The sequence below is a fragment of the Actinorectispora metalli genome, assembly GCF_056323685.1.
Genome location: NZ_JBREYE010000001.1, coordinates 1,912,296 through 1,935,451, shown reverse-complemented (window position 1 = coordinate 1,935,451; position 23,156 = coordinate 1,912,296). Strand labels below are relative to the sequence as shown.

The window sequence follows — 23,156 nt, the reverse complement described above, 5'->3', positions numbered from 1 at the left end:
CCTGGCCAGGCCGGCGGCGATCGGCCACCGTGTTCAGGCCCGCCCGACCTGTCCGCGCGGTCAGGCCGTCCAGATCGGGTCGGTCTCACCGGTCTTGGTGTCCACCACGCCGACCTCGGTGACGGCGGCCCTGATCGGCTCGAAGGGCAGGCAGGCGGCGAACCCGGCGCCAAGCTCCGCGGTCTGAACACCCATGGCCAGCGTGCAGTGCGGGGTCCAGGACCCAGGCAGGTAGTAGGCCGAGGGCTGCTTCACCCGGCCCGCCAGCGCATCGTGCACCGCGGAGTGCACGGCGAGCAGTTCGGTGTCCACCACCGCCGCGATCATCAACACGTTCTGGGTGGTGCTGAACGCGCCGAGGTGGTGCAGCCACAGGCTCGGCAGGTGCAGCAGCCGCAACTCGGCCCGCAACGCCTCGCGGGAAGCCTTCGGGATCACGCTGCCCACCGCGAAGGTCACATGGGGCCGGTGCCGCCGGTGGCCGGTCGTGGCGAGGCTCGGCACACCACGCGATTCCAACCGCTGCCACAGCGCGCGCACCGCGTCATCGGCCTCGGCGTCGAAGAAGAATTCCAGCGCCTCGGCCATCAGGCCTCACCCGGCAGTGCGAACCGGTTGTCGGCGGTCTGCTCGACCAGGCCGTCCACCAGCAGCGAGTCCAGGCAGCGGTCCCGCTGGCCCGCGTCCGACCAGACCGCGTCCAGCGCGGCCCGCGGCACGGGGCCGGAGGTGCCACGCAGCACGTCCAGCAGCAGGCCCCGCACCTGGCGGTCGGTGCCCGCGAACCGCTGCACCGCCTTGGCGGGGCCCGCGTAGGCGGGACGGCCCGCCCGGTGCCATGCGCAGCCCGCCAGCACCGGACACTCCGCGCAGCGGGGCGCCCGTGCCGTGCACACCACCGCGCCCAGTTCCATCAACGCGGCCGAATACCGGTCGGCCCGCGACCGTGGCAACAGCACCTCGACATCGGCCAGGTCGCGGGTCGTCGACGGCGGACCGGCGTCACCCGCACCGTGCACGGCGCGGGCCACCACCCGGCGCACGTTGGTGTCCACCACCGGGCAGCGACGGCCGTAGGCGAAGGCCGCCACCGCCCGCGCGGTGTAGGCACCGATGCCGGGCAGCGCCAACAGCACGTCCACCTCGGCGGGCACGACGTCACCGTGTTCGGTCGCGATCGCCGTCGCGGCGGCGTGCAGCCGCAGCGCCCGGCGGGGGTAGCCGAGTTTGCCCCAGGCTCGGAGCACTTCGGCCTGGCTGGCCGCCGCCAGTGCGGACGGCAGCGGCCAGCGGGTCATCCAGTCCAGCCAGATCGGCTCGACCCTGGCCACCGGGGTCTGCTGGAGCATGATCTCGCTGACCAGCACACCCCAGCCGGTCGTTTCCGGTCTGCGCCAAGGCAGATCTCTGGCGTTGGCGTCGAACCAGTCCAGCAGGACGTCGGGAGCAAGCGCAGTCGTCATGGCCTGCCTATGGTGGCAGGCCGCGCGTCAGGCGCTGCGACCGCGTAACTCAGCGGGCGTGGTGTCCACCTCGGTCAGCGAACCGTTGCGCACGTCGTAGACGAAGCCGCGGATCTTGTCGCTGTGCAACAGGAACGGGCTGAGCCGGATCCTGGCCACCGAGGTGCGGACACTGGCCTCCACATCGCGGAAGGTCTCCACCGACCAGGTGGGCCGCAGGCCGGTGTCGCTTTCCAGTTCGTCCTTGAACTCGTCCTCGGTGAACGTCGCGAGGCCGCACTGGGTGTGCTGCATGACGATGACCTCGCGGGTTTTGAGCTTGCGCTGGCTGATCGCCACCGAGCGGATGATGTCGTCGGTGACGACGCCGCCCGCATTGCGCAGGATGTGGGCCTCTCCGTGTCGGAGGCCGAAGACGTCGAAGACCTTGATGCGAGCATCCATGCAGGTCACGATCGTCAGGTGCAGGCTCGGCACCGGCGTGTTGATCGTCGGTGTGCCCAGCAGCGCCGAATTCGCGTTGCGCTGCAGCAGTTCGTCAATGGCGGTCATGGCCTCTTCTAGATGGTCACGGCCGCCGCATCGCGGCGTCCTGAAAGGGTCCCCTGTACATAGCCTGTCCACCTACGATGTAAGCGTGCTGGAGAGCCACTGACAAGGGCTCTTGGAGACAAGTCACGCCCGGATATGACCCGTTCGTGTCGCCGTGGCGTTAGGCCATTTGGGTCATATCGGGGATTAACGTTGATCCATGTTCGATCCCGTAGGACCTCTCCCGGAGTCGGTCTACCTGCGTCGACGCGCCGCCGCGGCGGGCGGCGGAGTGGCTGTGCTGGTCCTCACCATCTGGCTGGTCGCCGCCATCGCGGGCGGCGAGGACGAGCCGGAGGTTCGGGATACGGCACAGCCCGATGGGACGGGTTCGGCCGCGTTGCTGTCCCGCGGTTTCGACGCGCCGACCACCTCTGCGGAGCCGACGGCGAGCGGCACCGCATTGCCCGGCGCACCCCCGCCCAACCCGGAGTCGGCAAGCGCGCCGCCACCGCCGCCGGGGCCGCCAGGACCGTGTCCGGACGCGATCATCCTGCTCACCGCGGAGGTCGGCGCCCCGCAGTACCGGGTGGCGCAGCGGCCGGTGTTCCGGCTGATCACCACCAACACCGGAACCGTGCCCTGTTTCCGCAACGTCAGCGCGGGCGAACAGGAACTGGTGGTCGCCACCGCCGACGGCACGCGCTTCTGGTCCAGCGACGACTGCTTCGACCCCAGCCGCTCGGAGGAACGCCTGCTCCAGCCCGGTGAGCAGGTCAGCTCGTCGGTGACCTGGTCCGGCCTCGGCTCGCAGCCCGGCTGCACCGGCCCGCGCACCAGGATGACCCCGGGCAGCTACGTGGTACTGCCCAAACTCGGCCCCCTCACCGGCGCCGCCACCCCCTTCGCCGTGGTGCCCTAGCCGCGGCGGATAGATCCTGATCCAGGGAGATCCGCGACGCCCGACATCGGCGGGCGGACCGGTCGTGCTGATCAGCCGCAGGTCAGCCGTAGCGCTCCACGATGGAGGACTCCGCAAGGCGGGACAGGCCCTCGCGGACCACCCGGGCCCTGGCGTCACCGATGCCCTCCACGATCTGCAGGTCGTCGGCGGTGGCCGCGAGCAGGGCCTGCAACGAGCCGAAGTGCTCCACCAACGCCGCCTGCACCGGCTCCGGCAGGCGAGGCACCCGCGCAAGCTGGCGGTGGCCGCGCGGCGAAAGCTGGTTCTCCAGCGATTCGGGCGTGCCCGGCAACCCGAACACGCCCGCCAGTTCGGCGAGGTCCAGCAGAGCGGTGCCGTCCAGTTCGTCCAGGCCATCACCCACCTCCCGCACACCCGGCGCACCGGCAGGTTCGGGGAGGTAGTCCCTGATCAGCAGCTCGCGGTCGGTGTCGAGGTTGCCAACCAACTCGTCCAGCTGCAGGGTGATCAGCCTGCCGTCGGCGCCCAACTCGACGATGTGCCAGGCGATCTCCTCGGAGATGCGCCGCACCATCTCCAGCCGCTGCACCACCGACAACACGTCCTTGAGGGTGACGAAGTCCTCGATCTCCAACGCGGACAGCGCGTGGGTGACCTCGTCCAGCCGCGCCTTGTAGCGCTCCAGCGTGGCCAGCGCCTGGTTGGCGTGCGAGAGGATCGTCGCGGAGTCGCGCAGCACATGGCGCCTGCCGTCGACGTAGACGCTGATCAGGCTCATCGAGGCGCTGACGGAGATGACCGGGTGGCCGGTCTGGATCGCGGTGCGCTCCGCGGTGCGGTGCCTGGTGCCCGACTCCTCGGTGGGGATGGTGGGATCGGGCACGAGCTGCACATTGGCCCGCAGAATGCGGTCGGCCTCCGTTGACAGCACCACGGCGCCATCCATTTTGGACAGCTCGCGGACCCGGGTGGCGCTGAACTCGATGTCCAGCCGGAAACCGCCGTCGCAGACCGAGGCCACCGCGTCGTCGTGACCGAGCACGATCAGGCCACCGGTCCGACCGCGCAGGATCCGCTCCAGGCCGTCGCGCAGCGCCGTGCCCGGTGCCAGCCGCGTCAGGGTGGACCGCAGCAGTTCCGACTGCGCGCGTTCGCCGACCACCGACCTTTCCGCCTCCTCCGGTTCAACGAGCGGGTCTCCGGCCCCAGTCTACGAACCGATCCAGAGGTTTTCGCAGTTCAGGCCTCAACCGCTGCCGAGTTCGCGGAGCAGGCTCAGCGCGACGCCGACATGCGGCACCGGCATGGCCTTCACACCGGCGGGAATCGGACCGGGGTCCGGCGGCACCAGCGCGATGTCGAAGCCCAGCCGTCCCGCCTCGGCCAGCCGCCGCGATAGGCCGTTGACCCGGCGTACCTCGCCCGCCAGCCCCAACTCGCCGACCGCGACCACGTTGGCCGGGATCGCGATGTCCAGCCTGGCCGAGGCAACCGCCAGCGCCAGCGCGAGGTCGGCGGCGGGCTCGGTGACCTTCATGCCGCCAACGGTCGCGCTGAACACATCGGCGTTGGCCAGCGAGATCCGCCCCCGCCGCTCCAGCACGGCCAGGATCATCGCGACTCGCGCCGAGTCCAGTCCGCTCACCGCGCGCCGCGGTTGCGGCAGGTTGGTCGGCGCGACCAGCGCCTGCACCTCGGCGAGCAGCGGCCGCTTGCCCTCCACCACCACGGTCACCGCGGTGCCGGGCACGGCCTGCTCCCGGCGGTTGAGGAACAGCCCCGACGGGTCCGCCACGCCCGCGATGCCGCCGTCGAACAACTCGAAGCAGCCCACCTCGTCGGCCGGGCCGAAGCGGTTCTTGATACCGCGCACCAGCCGCAGCGTGGAGTGCCGGTCGCCCTCGAACTGCAACACCACGTCCACCAGGTGCTCCAGCACCCGCGGCCCGGCCACGTTGCCGTCCTTGGTGACGTGGCCGACCAGGATCACCGGCAGCCCGCGCTCCTTGGCCAGCGCCACCAGCGCCGTGGTGACGGCCTTGACCTGGGTCACGCCGCCGGGACTGCCGTCGGCCTCCGGATTGCCCATGGTCTGCACCGAGTCGACCACCAGTAGACCCGGCTTCACGTCGTCCACGTGCCCGAGCACCGCGGACAGGTCGCTCTCGGCGGCGAGGTAGAGGTTGTCGTGCACGGCCCCGGTCCGCTCGGCACGCAGCCGCACCTGACCGGCGGACTCCTCACCCGTGACGTAGAGGGCGGGGGCGTTGTCCACCCGCTCCGCCCAGCGGTGCGTCACCGCCAGCAGCAGCGTGGACTTGCCGACCCCCGGCTCGCCCGCCAGCAGCACCACCGCTCCGGGCACCAGCCCGCCGCCGAGCACCCGGTCCAGCTCACCGATCGCGGTGGGCTTGGCCCGCGCGCTTTCCAGGTCCACCTGTGCGATCGGGCGGGCGGGTGTCGCTGGTGCGCCCGCGGCCACTCTGGTCAGCGCGCTGCGCTGGGGTGCCGCCGACTGCTCGAGGGTGCCCCAGGCCTGGCATTCCGGGCAGCGGCCGACCCACTTGGCCACGGTGTGCCCGCAGCCGGTGCAGTGAAAGCCGCTCCTGGTGTTCTTCGCCACCACCGCACCCTATGGCCGTGCACCGACACATTCGGCGCGCGCCACGCGTCATGGATGACAAACGGCGCCGCCGGTTTCCCGACGGCGCCGCCTGTGAGGCTTCGAGATCAGTGGCCGCCCTCGGCCTTGTTCTCCTCGTGCCTGGTCGCGGTGCGCGGCGCCTGCGGCGCCTCGATCGGCACGTTCAGCAGCAGCTCGCCGCCCTTGTTGAACAGGAACGTGACCGGGATCGTCTGGCCCGCGTGTACCTGCTGCTTGAGGCCCTTCAGCACGATCTTGATGACGCCGAAGCGGGCCTCGCCGGGACCGCCCGCCGCCGCGCTGGTCGGGGAGGCGCTGGTCACCGGCAGCCGGGAGCCCTCCGCGGGCGGACGGCTCGGCGAGGTCGGCGTCGGGTGCGCCGCGCTGGTGTCGCCGTGCCCGCCGGGACGGGTCTGCTCGACCCGCTCGGTGCTGACGTAGGTGTGGCCGGGCAGGTCCTTGGTGCCCTCGACGGTGACCTGCGCCGCGACGGGGCTGGTCACCGAGGCCAGCTGGTCGGGGAGATCACCCTCGTTGATCAGCGCCACGAACAGCACCGCGTCCTCGCCGGGCGAGTAGTACGCCTTGCCCGACGGCGGGTAGGCCAGCTGGGCCTCGCGCACCGCGATGGTGCCCGCCTGACCAGCGGCACCGTTGACGGCCGCGACCTGGGTGTCGGTCCCGGAGACCTGGCTCGTGCCGCAGCCTGTCAGGGCGACCGTCAGCCCCATCAGAACCGGCAGGACGGCTCGGCGCCAAGTGACCACCATGCTGCTCACGGTGCGACATCCTCCTTGCCCTGTCCGCCAGGATTGCCCCGCTCCGGGGCGGGTGACGGACCCGCATGACAACTCGCGGCAGCTTAACTTGCGAGTACGCGCCCCGGCCGCTCGGCCCGACGCAGCTCACAGCGCACCGTTACGGCTACCGTCTACAGTGGAGTACCAGGTCTTCGGTGCGAGGCCGCGATGCATGCCCAGGTGTCTCTTGTCAACCCTCACGCAGGCGTTGACCTGCGATTACGGATCGTTAGCCGGTCGAAGTGCGTTTGCCGCACGTGCTAGGATGGGTCCAGCGAAAGGGGCAGAGGACACATGGTTTTCAAGGTCGGAGAGACCGTCGTCTACCCGCACCACGGTGCCGCTCTCATCGAAGCAATCGAGACTCGTGTGATCAAGGGCGAGGAAAAGAAGTACCTCGTCCTCAAGGTCGCGCAGGGTGACCTTACCGTTCGCGTTCCCGCCGACAACGCCGAAATCGTCGGTGTCCGGGATGTGGTCGGGCAGGAAGGTCTCAACCGGGTCTTCGATGTGCTCCGGGCTCCGCACACCGAGGAACCAACCAACTGGTCCCGGCGGTACAAGGCCAACCTCGAGAAGCTCGCCTCCGGCGATGTGAACAAGGTTGCCGAAGTGGTGCGCGATCTCTGGCGACGGGAAAAAGACCGCGGCCTGTCCGCTGGTGAGAAGCGCATGCTCGCCAAGGCGCGACAGATCCTGGTGAGTGAACTGGCATTGGCCGAGGGCACCGACGAGGAGAAGGCGGAAACGCTCCTCGACGAGGTCCTGGCCACCGCATCCTGATCTTGGCGTAGGCCTGCCACCGAGGCGCTCGAATGAGTGTTGTCGCGCTCGTGCCCGCAGCCGGGCGCGGTGAACGTCTCGGTGCAGGCATACCCAAGGCTTTGGTCGCCGTAGCCGGTGTACCCCTGGTGGTGCACGCGGTACGACGGCTGCTGAGTGCTGGCTGCATCTCCCATGTCGTCGTCGCGGCACCCGCGGCGGAGGCGGAGGCCATGCGGCTGCTGTTGGCACGCTTCGGCCCGGCGGTGCACGTCATCACGGGCGGAGCCGAACGCACCGACTCGGTGCGCATGGCGCTGGACGCTGCCCTGCACAGGGTGCCCGACGCCGCATTCGCGCTGGTCCACGATGCCGCGCGGGCCTTCACCCCGGCCGAGGTCGTCACCGGCGTTGTCACCGCGCTGCGCGCAGGCGCCGCCGCCGTGGTCCCGGTCCTCCCGGTGGTCGACACCATCAAACAGGTCGACTCCTCGGGTGTCGTCGCACACACTGTGGACCGTTCCCAACTGCGCGTCGTGCAAACCCCCCAGGGCTTCACCGTCGATCTGCTGCGACGCGCCCACGACGCCGCCAATGGTGCGGCGACCGATGACGCCGGTCTGGTGGAGCGCCTCGGCGAACCCGTGGTGACCGTGCCCGGGCATGCTCATGCCATGAAGATCACCACTCCCTTCGACCTCGCGGTCGCCGAAACGTTGTTCGTCACCCCAGAGGAGACCCGGTGACCGTGCTGCCCAGGGTCGGTGTCGGCACCGACGTGCACCCCGTGGAGCCTGGCCGCGAGTGCTGGATGGCCGGGCTGCTGTTCCCCGGCGTCGACGGCTGCGCCGGTCACTCGGACGGGGACGTCGCAGCACACGCGCTGTGCGATGCGGTCCTGTCGGCGGCGGGCCTCGGCGATCTCGGCGCGGTCTTCGGCACCGGCGACCCCCGCTGGTCCGGCGCCCACGGCGTGCAGTTGCTGACCGAGGTGCGACGACGGATCGAATCCGCGGGCTGGTTGCTCGGCAACGCCGCCGTCCAGGTGATCGGCAACCGCCCCAAGATCGGCCCCCGCCGGGACGAGGCCCAGCAGGCGATGTCCTCGGCCCTCGGCGGCCCGGTCTCGGTCTCCGGCACCACCACCGACGGACTCGGCCTCACCGGCCGCGGCGAGGGCATCGCCGCCGTCGCGACCGCCCTGTTGGTCCCGATGGGCGCGGCCCAATCGTGAAAACGGGGGCATTCCTCACCTGATCGGGTGACCTAGGCTGTCTGTCATGGCGGCCACCGATCTGTCCGACCTGGCACGAGAGCTCATCGACGGGCCCCATGTGGCCGTGTTGGCCACCGTCGACCACGCGGGCGGTGCGCATTCCGCGCCGATCTGGATCTGTCGCGATGGCGACGATGTGGTGTTCGTGACCCGGCAGGGCCGACGCAAGCAGCGCAACCTGCTCACCGAGCCGAGGGTCAGCATCACCGTCTTCGACTCCGCCGACCCCTACCGGTACGCCGAGATCCGCGGCCGCGCCGAGGAGGACGCCGAGGCCGATGCTGGCAAGCTGCTCACGGACCTGGCCCGGCAGTACTGGGGCACCCGCTTCGACGCGCCGCCGGACGGCCGGTGGACCGTGATCAGGGTCCGCCCGCTGACCGTCCGCGGGGTGGGTTGATCCGTGCCGAATCGCGCAGAGGTGACATTGATCCGGCGTGATGGCAACGGTCGGCGAATTCTGCTAGGCGATTGCCCGTACGATTTGGGGCGTGAGCTTGCACCTCTATGACACGGCGACCCGCAGTACGCGGGAGTTCCATCCGCTTCAGGCTGGTACGGCGTCGATCTATGTCTGTGGTGCGACGGTGCAGGGCGTGCCGCACATCGGGCACGTGCGCAGCGGGCTCAACTTCGACGTGCTCCGCCGCTGGCTGACGCACCAGGGCCTGGCGGTCACGCTGGTCCGCAACGTCACCGACATCGACGACAAGATCCTCACCAAGTCCGCCGAGGCGGGCAAGCCGTGGTGGGAGTGGGCGACCATCCACGAGCGCGCCTTCGCGGACGCCTACGACGCGCTCGGCTGCCTGCCGCCTTCGGTGGAGCCGCGGGCCACCGGCCACATCACGCAGATGATCGAGTTGATGGGGCGGTTGATCGAGCGCGGCCACGCCTACGCCGTCGACGGCAGCGTCTACTTCGATGTGCGCAGCTTTCCCTCCTACGGCGCCCTGTCCGGGCAGCGGCCGGAGGACATGCAGCAGGGCGAGACAGGCGTGACGGGCAAGCGGAACCCGCAGGACTTCACGCTGTGGAAGTGCGCCAAGCCCGGCGAGCCGTCCTGGCCGACCCCCTGGGGCGCGGGCAGGCCCGGCTGGCACCTCGAGTGCTCGGCGATGGCCTCGACCTACCTCGGCGCGGAGTTCGACATCCACGGCGGCGGGCTTGACCTGATCTTCCCGCACCACGAGAACGAGCAGGCCCAGTCCAGGGCGGCGGGTGAGCGGTTCGCCCGGTACTGGCTGCACAACGCCTGGGTCACGCTGTCCGGCGAGAAGATGTCGAAGTCGCTGGGCAACACCGTGTCCATCCCGGCCATGCTGGAGCGGGTGCGCGCGGTCGAACTGCGCTACTACCTCGTCGCCGCGCACTACCGTTCCGCCATCGAGTACTCCGAGGCAGCGCTGGACGAGGCGGTCGCCGCGTTCCGCCGCATCGAGACCTTCCTGCGCCGGGTCACCGAGCGCGCCGGTGCGCCGTCCCCCGACGCGAACACCGTGCTGTGCGCCGACTTCGTGCGCGCCATGGACGACGACCTCGGCACGCCCGGTGCGCTGGCCGCCGTGCACAACACCGTCCGCGAGGGCAACACGGCCCTGGACGCCGGCGACCGCGATGCCGCCCGGTCGGCGGCGGCATCGGTGCGGGCCATGCTGAACGTGCTCGGGCTCGACCCGCTGTCGGAGACCTGGGCCGAGGGGTCGGCAGCCGACGAAGGCGCCCAGCAGGCGCTGTCGGCGCTGGTCGCACAGCTACTGGACGAGCGGGTGCAGGCGCGCAAGGACCGGAACTTCGCGGCGGCCGATGCGGTGCGGGACCGCCTGGTGGCCGCGGGCATCGCCGTCGAGGACACTCCTGACGGTCCAGTGTGGACTCTGAAGGGTCACTGATGGCAGGCAATTCCCAGCGCCGCGGCGCGATGCGCAAGACGGGCACCAAGAAGGGCGCCGTGATGGGCTCCGGCGGCCAGAAGTCCAAGGGGCTGGAGGGCAAGGGCCCGACGCCGCGGGCGGAGATGCGCCCCGGCCACCCCGCCCAGCGCCGCGCGGCCAAGGCCGATGTGGTCAGGACCCGCCGCAAGCAGGACAGCGACGCCCCCGAACTGGTCGCGGGCCGCAACCCGATCGTGGAGTGTCTGCGGGCGCAGGTGCCCGCCACCGCGCTGTACGTGGCGATCGGCATCGACGCCGACGAGCGGGTCGCCGAGGCGGTCCGGCTGGCGGCCGACCGCGGCATCTCCGTGCTGGAGGTGGCGCGCGGCGAACTGGACCGGCTGACCAACAAGGCCGTGCACCAGGGCCTCGGCCTCCAGGTGCCGCCGTTCCAGTACGTGCACCCCGAGGACCTGTTGGCGCATGCCGCGGAGAAGGACGAGCCGCCGCTGCTGGTCGCGCTGGACGGCGTGACCGACCCGCGCAACCTGGGCGCCGTGGTGCGCTCCGCCGCCGCCTTCGGCGCGCATGGCGTTGTGCTGCCGCAGCGGCGCAGCGCGGGTATGACCGCGGTGGCCTGGCGGACCAGCGCGGGCACCGCCGCCAAGCTGCCGATCGCGCAGGCCACCAACCTGACCAGGCAGCTCAAGGAGTACGCCAAGCAGGGCCTGATGATCGCGGGCCTGGACGCCGACGGCACCGCCACCTCCGACGACATCCCGATCGCCACCGGCCCCATGGTGCTGGTGGTCGGCTCGGAGGGTCGGGGTATCTCGCGGCTGGTGCGGGACACCTGCGATCTGACGGTGTCCATCCCGATGGCCGTCGGGGTGGAGTCGCTCAACGCCTCGGTCGCCGCGGGCGTGGTGCTCGCCGAGATCGCCCGCGCCCGCCGAAAGGCAGGACGTCTGTAGCGGTTCCTCCACCAGACGGGTGACGGGTTCGTTAGGCTCAGCCGTCGGTGATGTTCCGGGGGTGCCTGTCCAGCCATGTCGTTCGCGAGTCCGCTTTTCCTGTGGTACTTCATGCCCCTCGTGCTGGTGGGCGTGCTGCTGCTGCCGAGAAGCTGGCGCAACGGCGTGGTCGCGGTGGCCAGCCTGCTGTTCTACGCCAGCGGCGCGGGCGGCACCACGTTCCTGCTGCTGGCCTGCATCCTGGTGAACTACCTCGTCGGGTCGCATCTGGAACCCGACGAGTGGGCGCTGGACCGCAAGCGCCGCCGCAACCTGCTGCTGGGCGTGATCGGCTTCGATCTGGCCGTGCTGGTGGTGTGGAAGTACGCGGGCTTCGCCACCCAGCAGGCGGACACCATCGCGGGCTGGCTCGGCGGGGGATTCCCGGTCATCGAACTGGCCCTGCCGATCGGCATTTCCTTCTACACGTTCCACCACATTTCCTATGTGGTCGACATCTACCGCGGTGAACGTCCCGCACTGCGCAACCCGGTCTCGTTCATCACCTACATCGCGATGTTCCCGCAATTGGTGGCGGGCCCCATCGTGCGGTACCGGGAAATCGCCGACCAGCTTCCGCAGCGCCGCGAACACCGGCTGGACGACATCGCCGCGGGCTTTCCCCGGTTCGCGCTCGGCCTGACCAAGAAGGTCGTCATCGCGGACTCGCTGGCGCCGCTGGTCGACGCCTGCTTCCAAACCCCGGCGGACCAGATGACCTGGTCCATCGCCTGGCTCGGCGCCATCGGCTACACGTTGCAGCTGTACTTCGACTTCTCCGGCTATTCCGATATGGCGATCGGACTGGCCAGAATGATCGGCTTCCGCCTCCCGGAGAACTTCGCCCGACCCTATTCCTCGGTCACCATCACCGAATTCTGGCGCCGCTGGCATATGTCGCTGTCGCGCTGGTTCCGCGACTACGTCTACATCCCGCTCGGCGGCAACCGGCAGGGCAAGGCGAAGACGTACCGCAACCTCGGCATCGTGTTCGTGCTGACCGGGTTCTGGCACGGCGCCAACTGGACGTTCCTGGTGTGGGGCCTATACCACGGCGCCTGGCTGGTGATCGAGCGTCTGTTCGGCCTCGACCGGGCACCGACCAACCCGAGGGTGGTGTGGGCCCGCCGGGCGGGCACCCTGCTGATCGTGATCGTCGGCTGGGTCTTCTTCCGCGCCCCGGACATCCAGACCGCGCTGAACGTGCTGTGGCACATGCTGGTCCCCGACGTCACCGGCCTCAACGACGTGGTCGCCACCGCGTTGACCAACCAGCGCCTGCTCCTGCTGCTGGTGGCCGCGTTGATCTTCGTCCTGCCCGCCCAGCCGGTCACCGGCCCCTACCTGGAGTCGGTCCGCAGCACCCCGGCCACCGTGGTCCGCCTCAGCGTCATGACGGTGGGCCTGGCCTACGCGGCGATCCTGGTGGCCACCGGCACCTTCAGCCCGTTCCTCTACTACCAGTTCTAGGCGTCGAGTTCGGCGATCAGGCGTTTGGGCGCCACACAGCGGTAGGCGTCGGTGACCAATTCGGCGATCTCGTCCCAGTCCACCGGCACGTCCAGCCGCACGCCGAGCCAGCCGCGGACGCCGACGTAGGGCGGTACGAAGAAGCGGTCGGAGTTCGCGGCGACCAGCGCCTCCTGCGCCCCGGGCGGGGCGGCGCACCAGAACGCCAGGCGGTCGTCGTGGTGGTGGTCGGCGTAGGTCACGAAGGTCTTCTTGCCCCGGATGAACCAGGTCGGCTCACCGTGGCTGAGCCGCTCGGTGGTCTCCGGCAGCGCCAGGCACAGCCGCCGCAACCGCTCCAAGGGGTTCTCGCTCATGCGATTCGGCTCCTGACTTCCATCAACGCGAAACCGAGCAGGTTCTCACCCCGCCAGCTTGCCGCGCGGGCGCACCGCGGGTCGTCCTCGGCCAGGCCGATACCCCACACCGTGTCCTCGGGACTGGCCTCGACCAGCACCCGGTCACCGGTGCCGAGCAGGTAGTCGCCCAGTTCGCGGTGCTGCCCGAACTTGGCCTCGTTGCCGCGCACCACCAGGTCGAACCGGTGCTCGACCCACACGGCCTTGTCGAAGCCGCGGACCCGCCTGCCGAGCTGCTTGGCCTCGGCGGGGTCCTCGCCCGTGGTGATCAGCCGCTCGATCTCCCCGTCGCCGAAAAGGCGGGCCTTGCCCGCCATCATGTAGTGCTCGGCGGTCGGATAGCGGACCCCGTCCACGGTGAACGGCGCGGGCCACCATTGGCTGAGGCAGCCGGGCGCGAGGGCGCGGTGCCCCCAGAAGAACAGGTAGTCGGGTGTCTCGCCGCGGCGCTCCGCGGCGATCAGTGCCTCCACGGTGGTCATGGCCACCAGTGTGGCGGCGGGCACCGACGGAAATGAGCGGAACTCACCTCGGCGAAATCGGTAATTGGTTACCTTGTTCGGGTGATGACGCAGGAGCCTGCCAATTTCTATGTGCACGAGGCGTGGCTGCCGACCGAGCACCCCATGTACCGGCCTCGGCACGGCGTGCGTCAGACCACGGCCCTGGTGATCGCGGTGTTGTTCTTCGCGGTGCCGCTGCTCAGCTATGGGCTGGGGGCGCGGGCGGGCGAGTTCGAGAACCGCAAGCTCGCCGAGTTCCCCAGCCTGAGCAAGGGCGCCCAGTTCTTCCCCGCCCTGTCGCAGTGGGCGACCGACCAGCTGGTGTTCCGCGGTGACGCGGTCTCCGCGGCCGACGGCATCAGCCGGGGGATCTTCGGCGAGGCGCTGCCGGACGTGCCGGGCGGCAGCAGCGGGGGGCCGGTGGGCCCGGTCGCGCCGCCTGCCAACCAGGACGAGCTGGACAAGTCGGTGCCTTACCCGAAGGTGGTGGAGGGCAAGGACGGCTGGCTGTACTACGGGCCGGACGTCGAGGGCAAGTGCAGGCCGACCCAGCCGCATGAGGAGTCGTTCCGGCAGCTCAACCGCCTTCGGGCGGCGGTGGAGTCCTCAGGCCGGAAGTTCGTGCTGGTCATCCCGCCGGACAAGTCGACCATGGTGCCGGACAAGCTGCCCGACCGGTTCGTCGGGCGGACCTGCCACGCCGAGCAGACCAGGCGCTTCTGGGAACTGGCCAAGGCCAACAACGGGATCGACCTGCGGCAGCTGCTGACCGAGGCGGACAGCAAGAACAGCTTCCCGATGTGGTCGGCGAAGGAGTCGCACTGGCGGACCCTCGGCGCCATCACCATGATCCGGCGGGTGGCCGAACAGCTCGCGCCCGGTTCGACCAGCGGGTGGGTGATCACCGGGGAGCGCAAGTGGACCTGGGAGGCCGACCTGTCCAAGCTGATCAAGCACCCGGAGACCAACGAGGACCTGTGGTACTCGTTCAAGCCCGACGGCAGCACGGACAAGGCGGCGGCCTCGATCATCGACTACAGCCGCGCGCCGCAGCACCTGACGCAGCCCGCCGTGCCCGGCATGCTGGCCGCGAAGGTCGGCTGGCTCGGCGACTCCTACACCGCCGCCGCGGGCCCCTACCTGAACGCGGCCTTCACCGATGTGCGGCTGGTGCACTACGGGATGATGGACACCGAGGCCACCAAGGCCGCCGAGCAGCTGCGGGACCGCGAGGTCGTGGTGGTCGCGATGGCCGAACGCAACCTCGCCGCGGGCTTCAACCTGGTGGTGCGCCCCGACGCGGTGGACGTGCTGATCAACGACCTGCGGACGCACCCACTGCGCTAGACCGCCACGGTGCGCGTCCGGCTTCCGCCGATCACCCGGCAGGCCAGGTAGATCACGAACGAGATCGCCGTGACGAACGCGCTCACGGGCAGGCCGGGTGCCAGCGAGAGCAGGATGCCGCCCAGCACCGAGACCTCGGCGAAGACCACCGCCAACACCGTGGCCAGCACGGGGTTCGCGGTGACCCGTGCGGCCGCCGCACCAGGGGTGACCATCAGGGCCAGCACCAGGAGGGCACCGACGGTCTGCACGCCCAGCGCGGTGGCGATGCCGACCAGCACCGCGAACAGCGGGCCGAGCAGCCGTACCGGCACGCCGCGGGCGATGGCGACCTCGGTGTCCACGCTGGCGAACAGCAGTGGGCGGTAGATCATCGTCATCACGATCAGCACCAGCACCGCGCAGCTGGTCAGCAGCAGCACATCGGTCGAGTCGACGCCGACGATCTGGCCGATCAGCAGGCTGAACTTGTTGCTGGTGCGGCCCTTGTAGAGCGCCTGGAACAACACGCCGAGGCCCAGTCCGAAGGCGAGCACGGCGCCGATCACCGAATCGCGTTCCCGGCCGCGCAGGGCGAGCAGGCCCAGCAGCAGCGCCGCCAGAACCGCGCCGATCAGGGCACCGCCGCCGGTGCTCAAGCCCAGCAGCAGCGCGGCGGCGGCGCCGGTGAAGGCCAGTTCCGCGGTGCCGTGCACCGCGAAGGACATCTGCCTGGCCACGATCAGCGGCGCCAGCACCCCGGCCACCAGGCCGAGCACCGCCGCGGCGAGCAGCGCCTGCTGCACGAAGTCCAGGCCGAGCAGGTCCAGCGTGGTGGTGACGTCGAAGAGGCTCACGACCCCTCCACGTGGTGGTCGGGGCGGTCATCGGCGCCGACGACGACGATCCGGCCACGGACCCGCAGCACCTCCACCGGCGTGCGGTAGAGCTGGGACAGCGTCTCCGAGGTCATCACCTCGTCCGGGGTGCCGATCCGGAAGCGCCCGTCGACCAGGTACAGCACCCGGTCCACCAACGGCAGCACCGGGTTGATCTCGTGCGTGACGAACAGGACCGCGGCGTCGCGCTCGCGGCAGCGGTCGGCCACCAGGCGGCTGATCATGCGCTGGTGCGACAGGTCCAGCGACAGCAGCGGCTCGTCGCACAGCAGCACATCGGGGTCGCCGACCAGCGCCTGCGCCACCCGCAGCCGCTGCTGCTCACCGCCGGAGAGCAGCCCCACCGGCGCCTCGGCGTAGGCGCCCGCGTCGACCGCGGCCAGGGCCGCGGCGACCTTCTCCCTGCGCTCGGCGCGACCGCGCCAGCCCAGGCCCCAGCGGTGGCCGTCAAGGCCGAGGCCCACCAGGTCGCGGCCGCGGACGGTGAGGGTGGGGTCCACCGCGCGCTGCTGCGGCACATAGCCGATGCGCCGGTTGGTGGCGCCCCGGCCGACCTCGCGGCCGCCGATCATGGCGTTGCCCGCGGACAGCGGCTGGAGTCCCAGCAGCACGCGGATGAGGCTGGTCTTGCCGGAGCCGTTGGGGCCGAGCACCGCGAGGAACTCGCCGGGCGCGATGTCGAGATCCAGTTCCTCCCACAGCACCCGTCTGCCGTAGCTGAGCCGGGCACCTCTGAGCTGGACGGCCGGGGTGGTGCTACATCGGCCGTCGCGGGTGGTCGCGCTGGTCTCGGTGATCATCGGCGTCCGTTTCAGGCTGCGGCGAGAGCCGCGTTCAGCTTCGCGATCTGGTCGGCCATCCAGTCCAGGTAGTTCTTGCCATCGGGAAGCGTCTCGGTCATCTCGACGAGGGGGAGCTTGCTTTCCTCCGCCTTCGTCCGAAGCTGCTTGGTCACCGGGCTTTCCGTCTGCGGGTTGTAGATCAGCACCTGGGCGCCCTTGCCGCTGATCAGCTGCTGGATCTCGGCCACCGCGGCGGCGGGCGGGTCGGTCTCCTCCTCGATGGCCTCGGCGAAGGCCTCGGGGGTCACGTTGACGAGCTTGGCATCCTCGATCAGCGCCACCGCCACCGGCTCGGTCAGCAGTACCTTGGCGCCTTTCCTGGCCTGGCCGATCTCGTCGAGCTTGGCCTCCAGCCCGTCCAGCTTGGTGCCGAACTCCTCGGCGGCGCGCTGGAAGTCGGCCTTGGCCTCGGGCTTGATCTCGCCGAGCTTGGCGGCGACCTCGCCCGCGTAGGCGTCCACCACGTGCAGGTCGTACCAGAAGTGCTCGTTGCCGTGATCGTGCGCGTCGGGGGCCGGGCTGGGCTCAGAGGTCGCCGGGGCGTGCTTGTCCTGCTCGGCCAGTGCCGCCGCCTCGACGGTCCGCTTGTCGCCCGCGCCTGCGAGGATCTTGGTCATGAACTCGTCGTAGCCGCCGCCGTTGAACGCGACCAGCGCCGCCTTGCTCACCGCGGCCGCGTCGGCGGGCGAGCTTTCGTAGGAGTGCGGGTCGCCCGAGGGGTCGCTGATGATCGACCGCACCTCGACCGCGTCGCCGCCGACGGCCTGCACCACGCTCGCCCAGACGTTGGTGGAGGCCACCACCTGGATTTTGTCCGAGGCGGGTGCCTGCGCGTTGTCGCCGCCGCAGCCCGCCAGGGCGAGTGCCGCGGTGGTCACGCAGGCCAGCGCCGCGGGAAGCCGCCGGAAACGCACGGTCATCAGGTCACTCCTCGGGTGGTGACGCTTTTAGGTAATGGAAACCGTTGTCGCATTCACCATACGCCCGAATCGTTGTTCGACTCCACGGGGGAGACCTGGCTGATACCTGCTGTTGCCATCTTGTTGCGGAAAGCACAAAGGCGTGTCGCCGGTTGTGCCGGCAACACGCCTGGGTGAGCTCGAACGGGTCAGGCCTGGTAGGAGAGGCGCTGTCCGGTCTCCGGGTGGAACAGGTGCACATCGTGGCCGTCGCGGACCACCACCCGCACCGTCTCGCCGAGCACCGGGGGCTTGCGGCCGTCCACCCGAACGATGAAGCGCTGCTCCTCGCCGGTGATGTGCACGGTGCCGTACACGTAGGCGTCGGCACCCAACTCCTCCACCAGGCCGACCTTCAGGTCGATGCCCTCCTCGCCTTCCCCGGCCAGCCGCAGCGACTCCGGGCGCACCCCGAAGGTGACCTCGCTCAGCCGCTCCTCGGTGGCCGCGGTCAGCGCCGCCCGCGGCAGTTGCACGGTGGTGCCGTTGAGCGCGATGCCCTCGGTGGTCAGCGGCACCGTCTTGAGGTTCATCGCGGGGCTGCCGATGAAGCCCGCGACGAAGGCGTTGGCGGGCCGGTCGTAGAGCGCCCGCGGGGTGTCGCACTGCTGGAGCAGGCCGTCCTTGAGCACCGCGACCCGGTGGCCCATGGTCATGGCCTCGACCTGGTCGTGGGTCACGTAGATGGTGGTGGTCGCCAGCCGCTGCTGGAGCGCGGCGATGTTGGCGCGGGTCTCCACCCGCAGCTTGGCGTCGAGGTTGGACAGCGGCTCGTCCATCAGGAACACGCTGGGCTCGCGGACGATCGCCCGGCCCATCGCGACCCGCTGCCGCTGACCGCCGGACAGGGCCTTGGGCTTGCGGTCCAGGTAGCGCTCCAGGTCCAGCATGCGGGCGGCCTCGGTGACCTTCTCCCGGATCTGCGCCTTGGGCACGCCGCGCAGCTTGAGCGCGAAGCCCATGTTCTCGGCGACCGTCATATGCGGGTACAGCGCGTAGGACTGGAACACCATGGCGATATCGCGGCCCTTGGGCGGGGTGTTGGTGACGTCCTTGCCGCCGATGTGGATGGCGCCCTCGTCGATGTCCTCCAGACCCGCCAGCATCCGCAGCGCGGTGGACTTGCCGGAACCGGACGGCCCGACGAGCACCAGGAACTCCCCGTCGGCGACCGTGAGGTCAAGCTGGTCGACGGCACGCACCGGCGGGCTGCCGTCGAACACCCGGGACGCGTTGACGTAGGCGACTTCGGCCATCTGTTTTCCCCTAGTTGCTACCTGGGCTGGAGAGCCATCCAACTCACACCTCACGGTAGGCCCCGCAGGGCACGACGACCGTAAGGTCTAGACCACGCGACACGGTAACCCGCCCCTGTTGGCCGCGTCACTAGTTGGTGTGACTCGGTTTGGAATCCAGCGCGGACCGCTTCCACAGAAAGCCGCCCGAACAGGTGATCATTCGCCGCCGTCCGGCCTCAATACACATTCATTAGGGCAACGATGTCGTCAATGCTTCACCAGTAAGTTCTGAACCGTTACGGTCGCTCCATGGTCCGGCCTGCGAACTCACGGCGTCCGGCGACTTTGGCGTCCCTTGCCGCTGAGCTAGGGGTGTCGAGGACGACGGTCTCCAATGCCTACAACCGTCCCGATCAACTTTCCCCTGAACTGCGACGGCGGGTGTTGGAGACGGCGCGGAGGTTGGGATACCCGGGTCCGGACCCGGTGGCGCGCTCGCTGCGCACCCGCAAGGCCGGGGCGGTCGGGCTGCTGCTCACCGAGAACCTCTCCTACGCGTTCCGCGATCCCGCCGCCGTCGGCTTCCTGGAAGGCCTCGCGTTGGCCTGCGAGGACGCGGGCCAAGGCCTGCTGCTGGTGCCCGCCAACCCCGAGCGGGAGGACGTGGCCGCTGTGCACCGGGCAGGCGTCGACGGCTTCGTCGTGTACTCGGTGCCCGATGACGACCCGCACCTTGCCGCCGTGATGCAGCGGCCGGTGCCGACCGTGGTCTGCGACCAGCCCCAGCTGTCCAGTGTGGACAGGGTGGAGATCGACGACCACGGCGCGATGCTGCGGCTGGCCGAGCACCTGATCAAGCTGGGACACAGACGGATCGGCGTGGTGTGCATGCGGCTTGGCCGCGACCGCAACGACGACTTCGTCTCGCTGGAACGCCAGCGTGCCGCGCACTTCCACGTACAGCGCGCCCGCCTCGCGGGCCTGGCCGAGGCGTTCACCGCGGCGGGCGTCGACTGGAACCGGGTGCCGGTGGCCGAGCGCTTCGACCACACCATGGCCTGCGGCGCCTCCGCCGCCGCCCAGGTACTCGACCGCGACCCGGAGATCACCGCCCTGATCTGCACCTCCGACATCCTGGCGCTGGGCGCGATGACCGAGATCCGCCGCCGCGGCCTGCGCGTCCCGCAGGACATCACAGTGACCGGCTTCGACGGCATCACCGAGGCCGAGCGCGCGGGCCTCACCACCGTCCGCCAACCGGTGATGGAAAAAGGCCGTGCCGCGGGCCGCCTCCTCATGGACGGCACCGACCCCGGCCGCCCCCGCAACGTCACCTTGGAGACCGAGCTGATCCCCGGCATCACCTCGGCCCCGCCGAAGAGCGCCACCCAAACCTGGTACGGACCCTGAACCGGTAGCCAACAGGAAAGGGCCTTCGGTACGCCGTGGCGTACCGAAGGCCCTTTCCGGCAGAGCTAGCTGGCCAGCAGTTGGGCGCAGCGGATGAGACCCAGGTGGCTGTACGCCTGGGGGTGGTTGCCCAGGGAGCGTTCGGCCACCGGGTCGTACTCCTCGGGGAGCAGGCCGGTGGGGCCCGCGCAGTCGACAAGCTGCTCGAACAGCTCCTCGGCTTCGGTGCGGCGGCCGGTGAGCAGGTAGGCCTCGATCATCCACGCCGCGCAGAGGTGGAAGCCGCCCTCGTCACCGGGCAGGCCGTCGTCGCGGCGGTAGCGGTAGACCGTGGCGCCGCTGCGCAGTTCCGCCTCGATGGCGGTCACCGTGGACTGGAACCGCTCGTCGGCCGGGTCGATCAGGCCGGTCAGCCCGACGTGCAGCGAGGCGGCGTCGAGGTCGGTGCCGTCGTAGGCGGTGGTGAACGACTCGACCTCGTCGTTCCAGCCGTTCTTGAGCACATCGGTGGCGATGGTCTCGCGGAGCTGGATCCAATTCGGGTCGATGTCCCTGCCGTAGCGCTCGGCCAGCCGCAGCGCGCGGTCCACCGTCACCCAGCACATGACCTTGGAGTACACGTGGTGGCGCGGCGCGTGCCGCTCCTCCCAGATGCCGTGGTCGGGCTCGAACCAGCGCCGCTGCACGGCATCGGCCATCGCGTGCACCAGTTCCCAGTTGCCCTCCGACAGCTCGCCGGTGGTGTCGGTCAGGGTGGCGATCAGCTCCACCACCGGGCCGAACACGTCCAACTGGACCTGCTGGTTGGCCAGGTTGCCGACGCGGACCGGCCGCGAACCGGCGTAACCCGGCAGCGAGTCGATCACGGCCTCCGGGCCGAGGTTGGTGCCCGCCAGCGTGTACAGCGGGTGCAGCCGCTCCGGGCCGGGGATGGTCTGCAGCACCCGGTGCAGCCAGCCGAGGAAGGCCTCCGCCTCACCGGTGGAGCCCAGGGTCACCAGCGCCTGCGCGGTCATCGCGCCGTCACGCAGCCAGCAGTACCGGTAGTCCCAGTTCCGCACGCCGCCGATCTCCTCGGGCAGCGAGGTGGTGGCGGCGGCCATGATGCCGCCGGTGTCGGTGTGGCACAGCCCGCGCAAGGTCAGCGCGGAGCGGGCGACCAGGTCGCGTTCCACACCGGGCAGCGACAGGCCGCTCAGCCACTCCGACCAGTACCGGCCCACGGCGCGGCGGCGGTCCGCTTCGCTGACGGGCGCGGCGGACAGGTCGTCTGTGCCGCAGCGAAGCTCCAGCACGATCACGCCCGAGGAGTCGGCGTCCCCGCTGGGCTGCACGACCGCGCGGGCCGTCTCGTGCATGCCGTCGGAGGTGATCTCCCAGTCCACCCCCGGCGAGCGCAGCACGATCACCTCGGAGGTGCCAAGCACCCGCAGGCCGTCGGGCTCGCGGTGCAGCCGGACCGGCACCTGGCCGAACTCCGGCCGCGGCGCGAACTCCACGACCGCCGTGGTGCTGCCCGAGATGACCCGCACCAGGTCGGTGCGGTGGCTGTCGCAGGCGTGGTCGAGGTAGTCCGTGACGAGCAGCCGCGACCAGCGGGTCTCCACGGTCATGGTGCCCGGCAGGTACCGCTGGCCCAGCGGAAGGCCGTTGCGCTCCGGCTTGATCGAGAAGTGGCCCGCGGTGGTGCCGCCGAGCAGGTCGGAGAACACCGCGGCCGAATCGGGCTCGGGGTGGCACAGCCAGGTCAGGCGGGCGTCCGGGGTGAGCAGCGCGACGGAGCGCTCGTTGGCCAGCATGGACAGCCGCTCGATGGGCGGGGCCTGCTCGCCGTAGAGCCACAGCCGCCGCTCCTCCACCAGGAACGCCAGCATGATGGCCACGTCCTCGGTGTCGTCGATGCGTGCGCCTGCCAGCGTGCTGCCGCCACCCACCTTGATGCCGAGGTCGGGGCCGTGCAGCCGGGCGAAGGCCTTCTCGTCGGTGACGTCGTCGCCGACGAACAGGGCCGCGGTGGCGCCGACCTGGTGCCGCAGCACGTCCAGCGCGTGGCCCTTGTCGGTCTGCACGACGGCCAACTCGATGACGGCCTTGCCCTCGGTGACCTGCACGCCCTCCCGCTGGGCCGGGCCGGTGCGGACCAGGTCAAGCACCCGCTCGCCGACCTCGGGATCGGCGCGGCGCACGTGCACCGCGATGCTGGCGGGCTTGGTCTCCAGCGCGACGCCCTCGGCGCCCTCGATGATGACCCGAAGCTCCTCACCGAGGTGGTGCAGCAGTTCGGTGGCGGCGCGGGGAAGTTCGTGGATGAAGCCGACGTCGAACTCGGAACCGTGGCTGCCGACGAGGTTCACCTCCGACGGCAGCCGGGAAAGGGTGGCCAGATCTCGTAGTGCCCGGCCCGAAATGACCGCAGCGGTCGTGGCGGGCAGACCGGCAAGGGCTCGCAGCGCACCGACAGATTCGGTGCGCGGCAACGCCTTGTCCGGATCCTCCACGATCGGTGCGAGCGTGCCGTCGTAGTCGCAGGCCACGAGCAGGCGCGGCGTTCTGGCCAGTTGGACCAGGCTGCGGCGCAACTCCGCGGGCAGGGCTTCGGCGGTCAACCCGTCTCCTTGAGATGCGTGTTCCAGATAACAGCGACGCTTGCAGTGTCCCAGTCCCGAAGGCACTTGCGGGAGTCGGCCCGGCACCTTCTCCGTGACTTTCCTCGCGAGCGCGTCGGAGGCGTTGTGACATGCAGATCGCGCATACTACGACGCGCTATTGGCACACTTGAGTCCCGGTCGGCAATTTGCCCGGCGTCCGTATTCTGAGATTTAC

General features: G+C 70.2%; 23 protein-coding genes. 10 read left to right on the top strand and 13 right to left on the bottom strand.

Going from position 1 to position 23,156, the window contains the following annotated elements; genetic code table 11:
* Positions 1 to 60: 60 nt before the first annotated feature.
* From ACU6XJ_RS08895 to ACU6XJ_RS08885, 3 genes are read right to left on the bottom strand one after another with little or no spacing between them, the layout of a single operon-like run.
* Positions 61 to 588 (bottom strand): 2'-5' RNA ligase family protein, encoded by a 528-nt coding sequence (locus ACU6XJ_RS08895; protein ID WP_476308416.1) that lies wholly within the window; start codon positions 586 to 588, stop codon positions 61 to 63.
* Positions 588 to 1,463, bottom strand: a complete 876-nt coding sequence (locus ACU6XJ_RS08890) for an HhH-GPD family protein (protein WP_476308414.1) — start codon at positions 1,461 to 1,463, stop codon at positions 588 to 590. Before ACU6XJ_RS08890 ends, ACU6XJ_RS08895 begins: the two co-directional genes overlap by 1 nt.
* Positions 1,464 to 1,490: 27 nt before the next feature.
* Positions 1,491 to 2,015 carry a beta-class carbonic anhydrase gene (locus tag ACU6XJ_RS08885; protein WP_476308412.1) on the bottom strand — a complete coding sequence of 175 codons (525 nt, stop codon included), beginning with the start codon at positions 2,013 to 2,015 and terminating at the stop codon, positions 1,491 to 1,493.
* Positions 2,016 to 2,214: 199 nt separating this feature from the next.
* Between ACU6XJ_RS08885 and ACU6XJ_RS08880 the strand changes: the two genes are divergently transcribed.
* Complete coding sequence (locus tag ACU6XJ_RS08880) at positions 2,215 to 2,916, top strand: hypothetical protein (RefSeq protein WP_476308410.1); 702 nt, start codon at positions 2,215 to 2,217, stop codon at positions 2,914 to 2,916.
* An 82-nt stretch (positions 2,917 to 2,998) separates the two neighbouring features.
* Here ACU6XJ_RS08880 and disA read toward each other — a convergent pair whose 3' ends face one another.
* The 3 genes from disA to ACU6XJ_RS08865 all read right to left on the bottom strand — a co-directional run bounded on the left by disA (position 2,999) and on the right by ACU6XJ_RS08865 (position 6,333).
* Complete coding sequence (gene disA, locus ACU6XJ_RS08875; protein ID WP_476308409.1) at positions 2,999 to 4,081, bottom strand: DNA integrity scanning diadenylate cyclase DisA; 1,083 nt, start codon at positions 4,079 to 4,081, stop codon at positions 2,999 to 3,001.
* A gap of 84 nt (positions 4,082 to 4,165) precedes the next feature.
* Positions 4,166 to 5,545 carry a DNA repair protein RadA gene (gene radA / locus ACU6XJ_RS08870; RefSeq protein ID WP_476308407.1) on the bottom strand — a complete coding sequence of 460 codons (1,380 nt, stop codon included), beginning with the start codon at positions 5,543 to 5,545 and terminating at the stop codon, positions 4,166 to 4,168.
* A gap of 104 nt (positions 5,546 to 5,649) precedes the next feature.
* Positions 5,650 to 6,333, bottom strand: a complete 684-nt coding sequence (locus ACU6XJ_RS08865; RefSeq protein WP_476313875.1) for a copper chaperone PCu(A)C domain-containing protein — start codon at positions 6,331 to 6,333, stop codon at positions 5,650 to 5,652.
* A 324-nt stretch (positions 6,334 to 6,657) separates the two neighbouring features.
* On the opposite strand from ACU6XJ_RS08865, the gene ACU6XJ_RS08860 reads away from it, so the two are divergent.
* The 7 genes from ACU6XJ_RS08860 (at position 6,658) to ACU6XJ_RS08830 (ending at position 12,758) form a co-directional block, all read left to right on the top strand.
* Entirely contained in the window at positions 6,658 to 7,146 is a 489-nt protein-coding gene (locus ACU6XJ_RS08860) for a CarD family transcriptional regulator (RefSeq protein WP_476308406.1), read from the top strand.
* A gap of 32 nt (positions 7,147 to 7,178) precedes the next feature.
* The gene (gene ispD / locus ACU6XJ_RS08855) at positions 7,179 to 7,871 is read left to right on the top strand and encodes a 2-C-methyl-D-erythritol 4-phosphate cytidylyltransferase (protein ID WP_476308404.1); all 693 of its coding nucleotides are present in this window, start codon (positions 7,179 to 7,181) and stop codon (positions 7,869 to 7,871) included.
* A 2-nt stretch (positions 7,872 to 7,873) separates the two neighbouring features.
* Positions 7,874 to 8,359 carry a 2-C-methyl-D-erythritol 2,4-cyclodiphosphate synthase gene (gene ispF / locus ACU6XJ_RS08850; RefSeq protein ID WP_476313873.1) on the top strand — a complete coding sequence of 162 codons (486 nt, stop codon included), beginning with the start codon at positions 7,874 to 7,876 and terminating at the stop codon, positions 8,357 to 8,359.
* 46 nt (positions 8,360 to 8,405) lie between these two features.
* On the top strand, positions 8,406 to 8,801 hold the full coding sequence (locus ACU6XJ_RS08845) for a TIGR03618 family F420-dependent PPOX class oxidoreductase (RefSeq protein ID WP_476308402.1): 396 nt from the start codon (positions 8,406 to 8,408) through the stop codon (positions 8,799 to 8,801).
* A 91-nt stretch (positions 8,802 to 8,892) separates the two neighbouring features.
* A complete protein-coding gene (gene cysS / locus ACU6XJ_RS08840; RefSeq protein ID WP_476308400.1) occupies positions 8,893 to 10,293 on the top strand; it encodes a cysteine--tRNA ligase in 1,401 nt (466 codons plus the stop codon).
* Positions 10,293 to 11,249, top strand: coding sequence for a 23S rRNA (guanosine(2251)-2'-O)-methyltransferase RlmB (rlmB, locus tag ACU6XJ_RS08835; RefSeq protein WP_476308398.1), 957 nt, complete (start codon positions 10,293 to 10,295; stop codon positions 11,247 to 11,249). The genes cysS and rlmB overlap by 1 nt, the downstream gene beginning before the upstream one ends.
* Before the next feature lie 75 nt (positions 11,250 to 11,324).
* Positions 11,325 to 12,758 carry an MBOAT family O-acyltransferase gene (locus ACU6XJ_RS08830; RefSeq protein ID WP_476308396.1) on the top strand — a complete coding sequence of 478 codons (1,434 nt, stop codon included), beginning with the start codon at positions 11,325 to 11,327 and terminating at the stop codon, positions 12,756 to 12,758.
* Here the strand turns inward: ACU6XJ_RS08830 and ACU6XJ_RS08825 are convergent.
* Together ACU6XJ_RS08825 and ACU6XJ_RS08820 are read right to left on the bottom strand one after the other, a co-directional pair.
* Positions 12,755 to 13,114 (bottom strand): MmcQ/YjbR family DNA-binding protein, encoded by a 360-nt coding sequence (locus tag ACU6XJ_RS08825; protein ID WP_476308395.1) that lies wholly within the window; start codon positions 13,112 to 13,114, stop codon positions 12,755 to 12,757. The two genes, ACU6XJ_RS08830 and ACU6XJ_RS08825, sit on opposite strands and share 4 nt — an antisense overlap.
* A complete protein-coding gene (locus ACU6XJ_RS08820) occupies positions 13,111 to 13,638 on the bottom strand; it encodes an NADAR family protein (protein WP_476308393.1) in 528 nt (175 codons plus the stop codon). Before ACU6XJ_RS08820 ends, ACU6XJ_RS08825 begins: the two co-directional genes overlap by 4 nt.
* An 84-nt stretch (positions 13,639 to 13,722) precedes the next feature.
* Here ACU6XJ_RS08820 and ACU6XJ_RS08815 point away from each other — a divergent pair, with 84 nt between their 5' ends.
* Positions 13,723 to 15,006, top strand: a complete 1,284-nt coding sequence (locus ACU6XJ_RS08815) for an alginate O-acetyltransferase AlgX-related protein (protein ID WP_476313871.1) — start codon at positions 13,723 to 13,725, stop codon at positions 15,004 to 15,006.
* On the opposite strand, the gene ACU6XJ_RS08810 is transcribed toward ACU6XJ_RS08815, so the two are convergent.
* The 4 genes from ACU6XJ_RS08810 to ACU6XJ_RS08795 form a co-directional block, all read right to left on the bottom strand.
* The gene (locus ACU6XJ_RS08810) at positions 15,003 to 15,842 is read right to left on the bottom strand and encodes a metal ABC transporter permease (protein ID WP_476308392.1); all 840 of its coding nucleotides are present in this window, start codon (positions 15,840 to 15,842) and stop codon (positions 15,003 to 15,005) included. The genes ACU6XJ_RS08815 and ACU6XJ_RS08810 overlap by 4 nt on opposite strands.
* Entirely contained in the window at positions 15,839 to 16,684 is an 846-nt protein-coding gene (locus ACU6XJ_RS08805) for a metal ABC transporter ATP-binding protein (RefSeq protein WP_476308391.1), read from the bottom strand. Before ACU6XJ_RS08805 ends, ACU6XJ_RS08810 begins: the two co-directional genes overlap by 4 nt.
* An 11-nt stretch (positions 16,685 to 16,695) precedes the next feature.
* On the bottom strand, positions 16,696 to 17,646 hold the full coding sequence (locus tag ACU6XJ_RS08800; RefSeq protein ID WP_476308389.1) for a metal ABC transporter solute-binding protein, Zn/Mn family: 951 nt from the start codon (positions 17,644 to 17,646) through the stop codon (positions 16,696 to 16,698).
* Between the two features lie 188 nt (positions 17,647 to 17,834).
* Positions 17,835 to 18,941: an ABC transporter ATP-binding protein gene (locus tag ACU6XJ_RS08795; protein ID WP_476308388.1), complete on the bottom strand. Its 1,107-nt coding sequence runs from the start codon at positions 18,939 to 18,941 to the stop codon at positions 17,835 to 17,837.
* Between the two features lie 291 nt (positions 18,942 to 19,232).
* Here ACU6XJ_RS08795 and ACU6XJ_RS08790 point away from each other — a divergent pair, with 291 nt between their 5' ends.
* A complete protein-coding gene (locus ACU6XJ_RS08790) occupies positions 19,233 to 20,333 on the top strand; it encodes a LacI family DNA-binding transcriptional regulator (RefSeq protein ID WP_476308386.1) in 1,101 nt (366 codons plus the stop codon).
* A 65-nt stretch (positions 20,334 to 20,398) separates the two neighbouring features.
* Here the strand turns inward: ACU6XJ_RS08790 and otsB are convergent, their stop codons facing one another.
* On the bottom strand, positions 20,399 to 22,939 hold the full coding sequence (gene otsB, locus ACU6XJ_RS08785) for a trehalose-phosphatase (protein ID WP_476308384.1): 2,541 nt from the start codon (positions 22,937 to 22,939) through the stop codon (positions 20,399 to 20,401).
* Between the last annotated feature and the right edge of the window lie 217 nt (positions 22,940 to 23,156).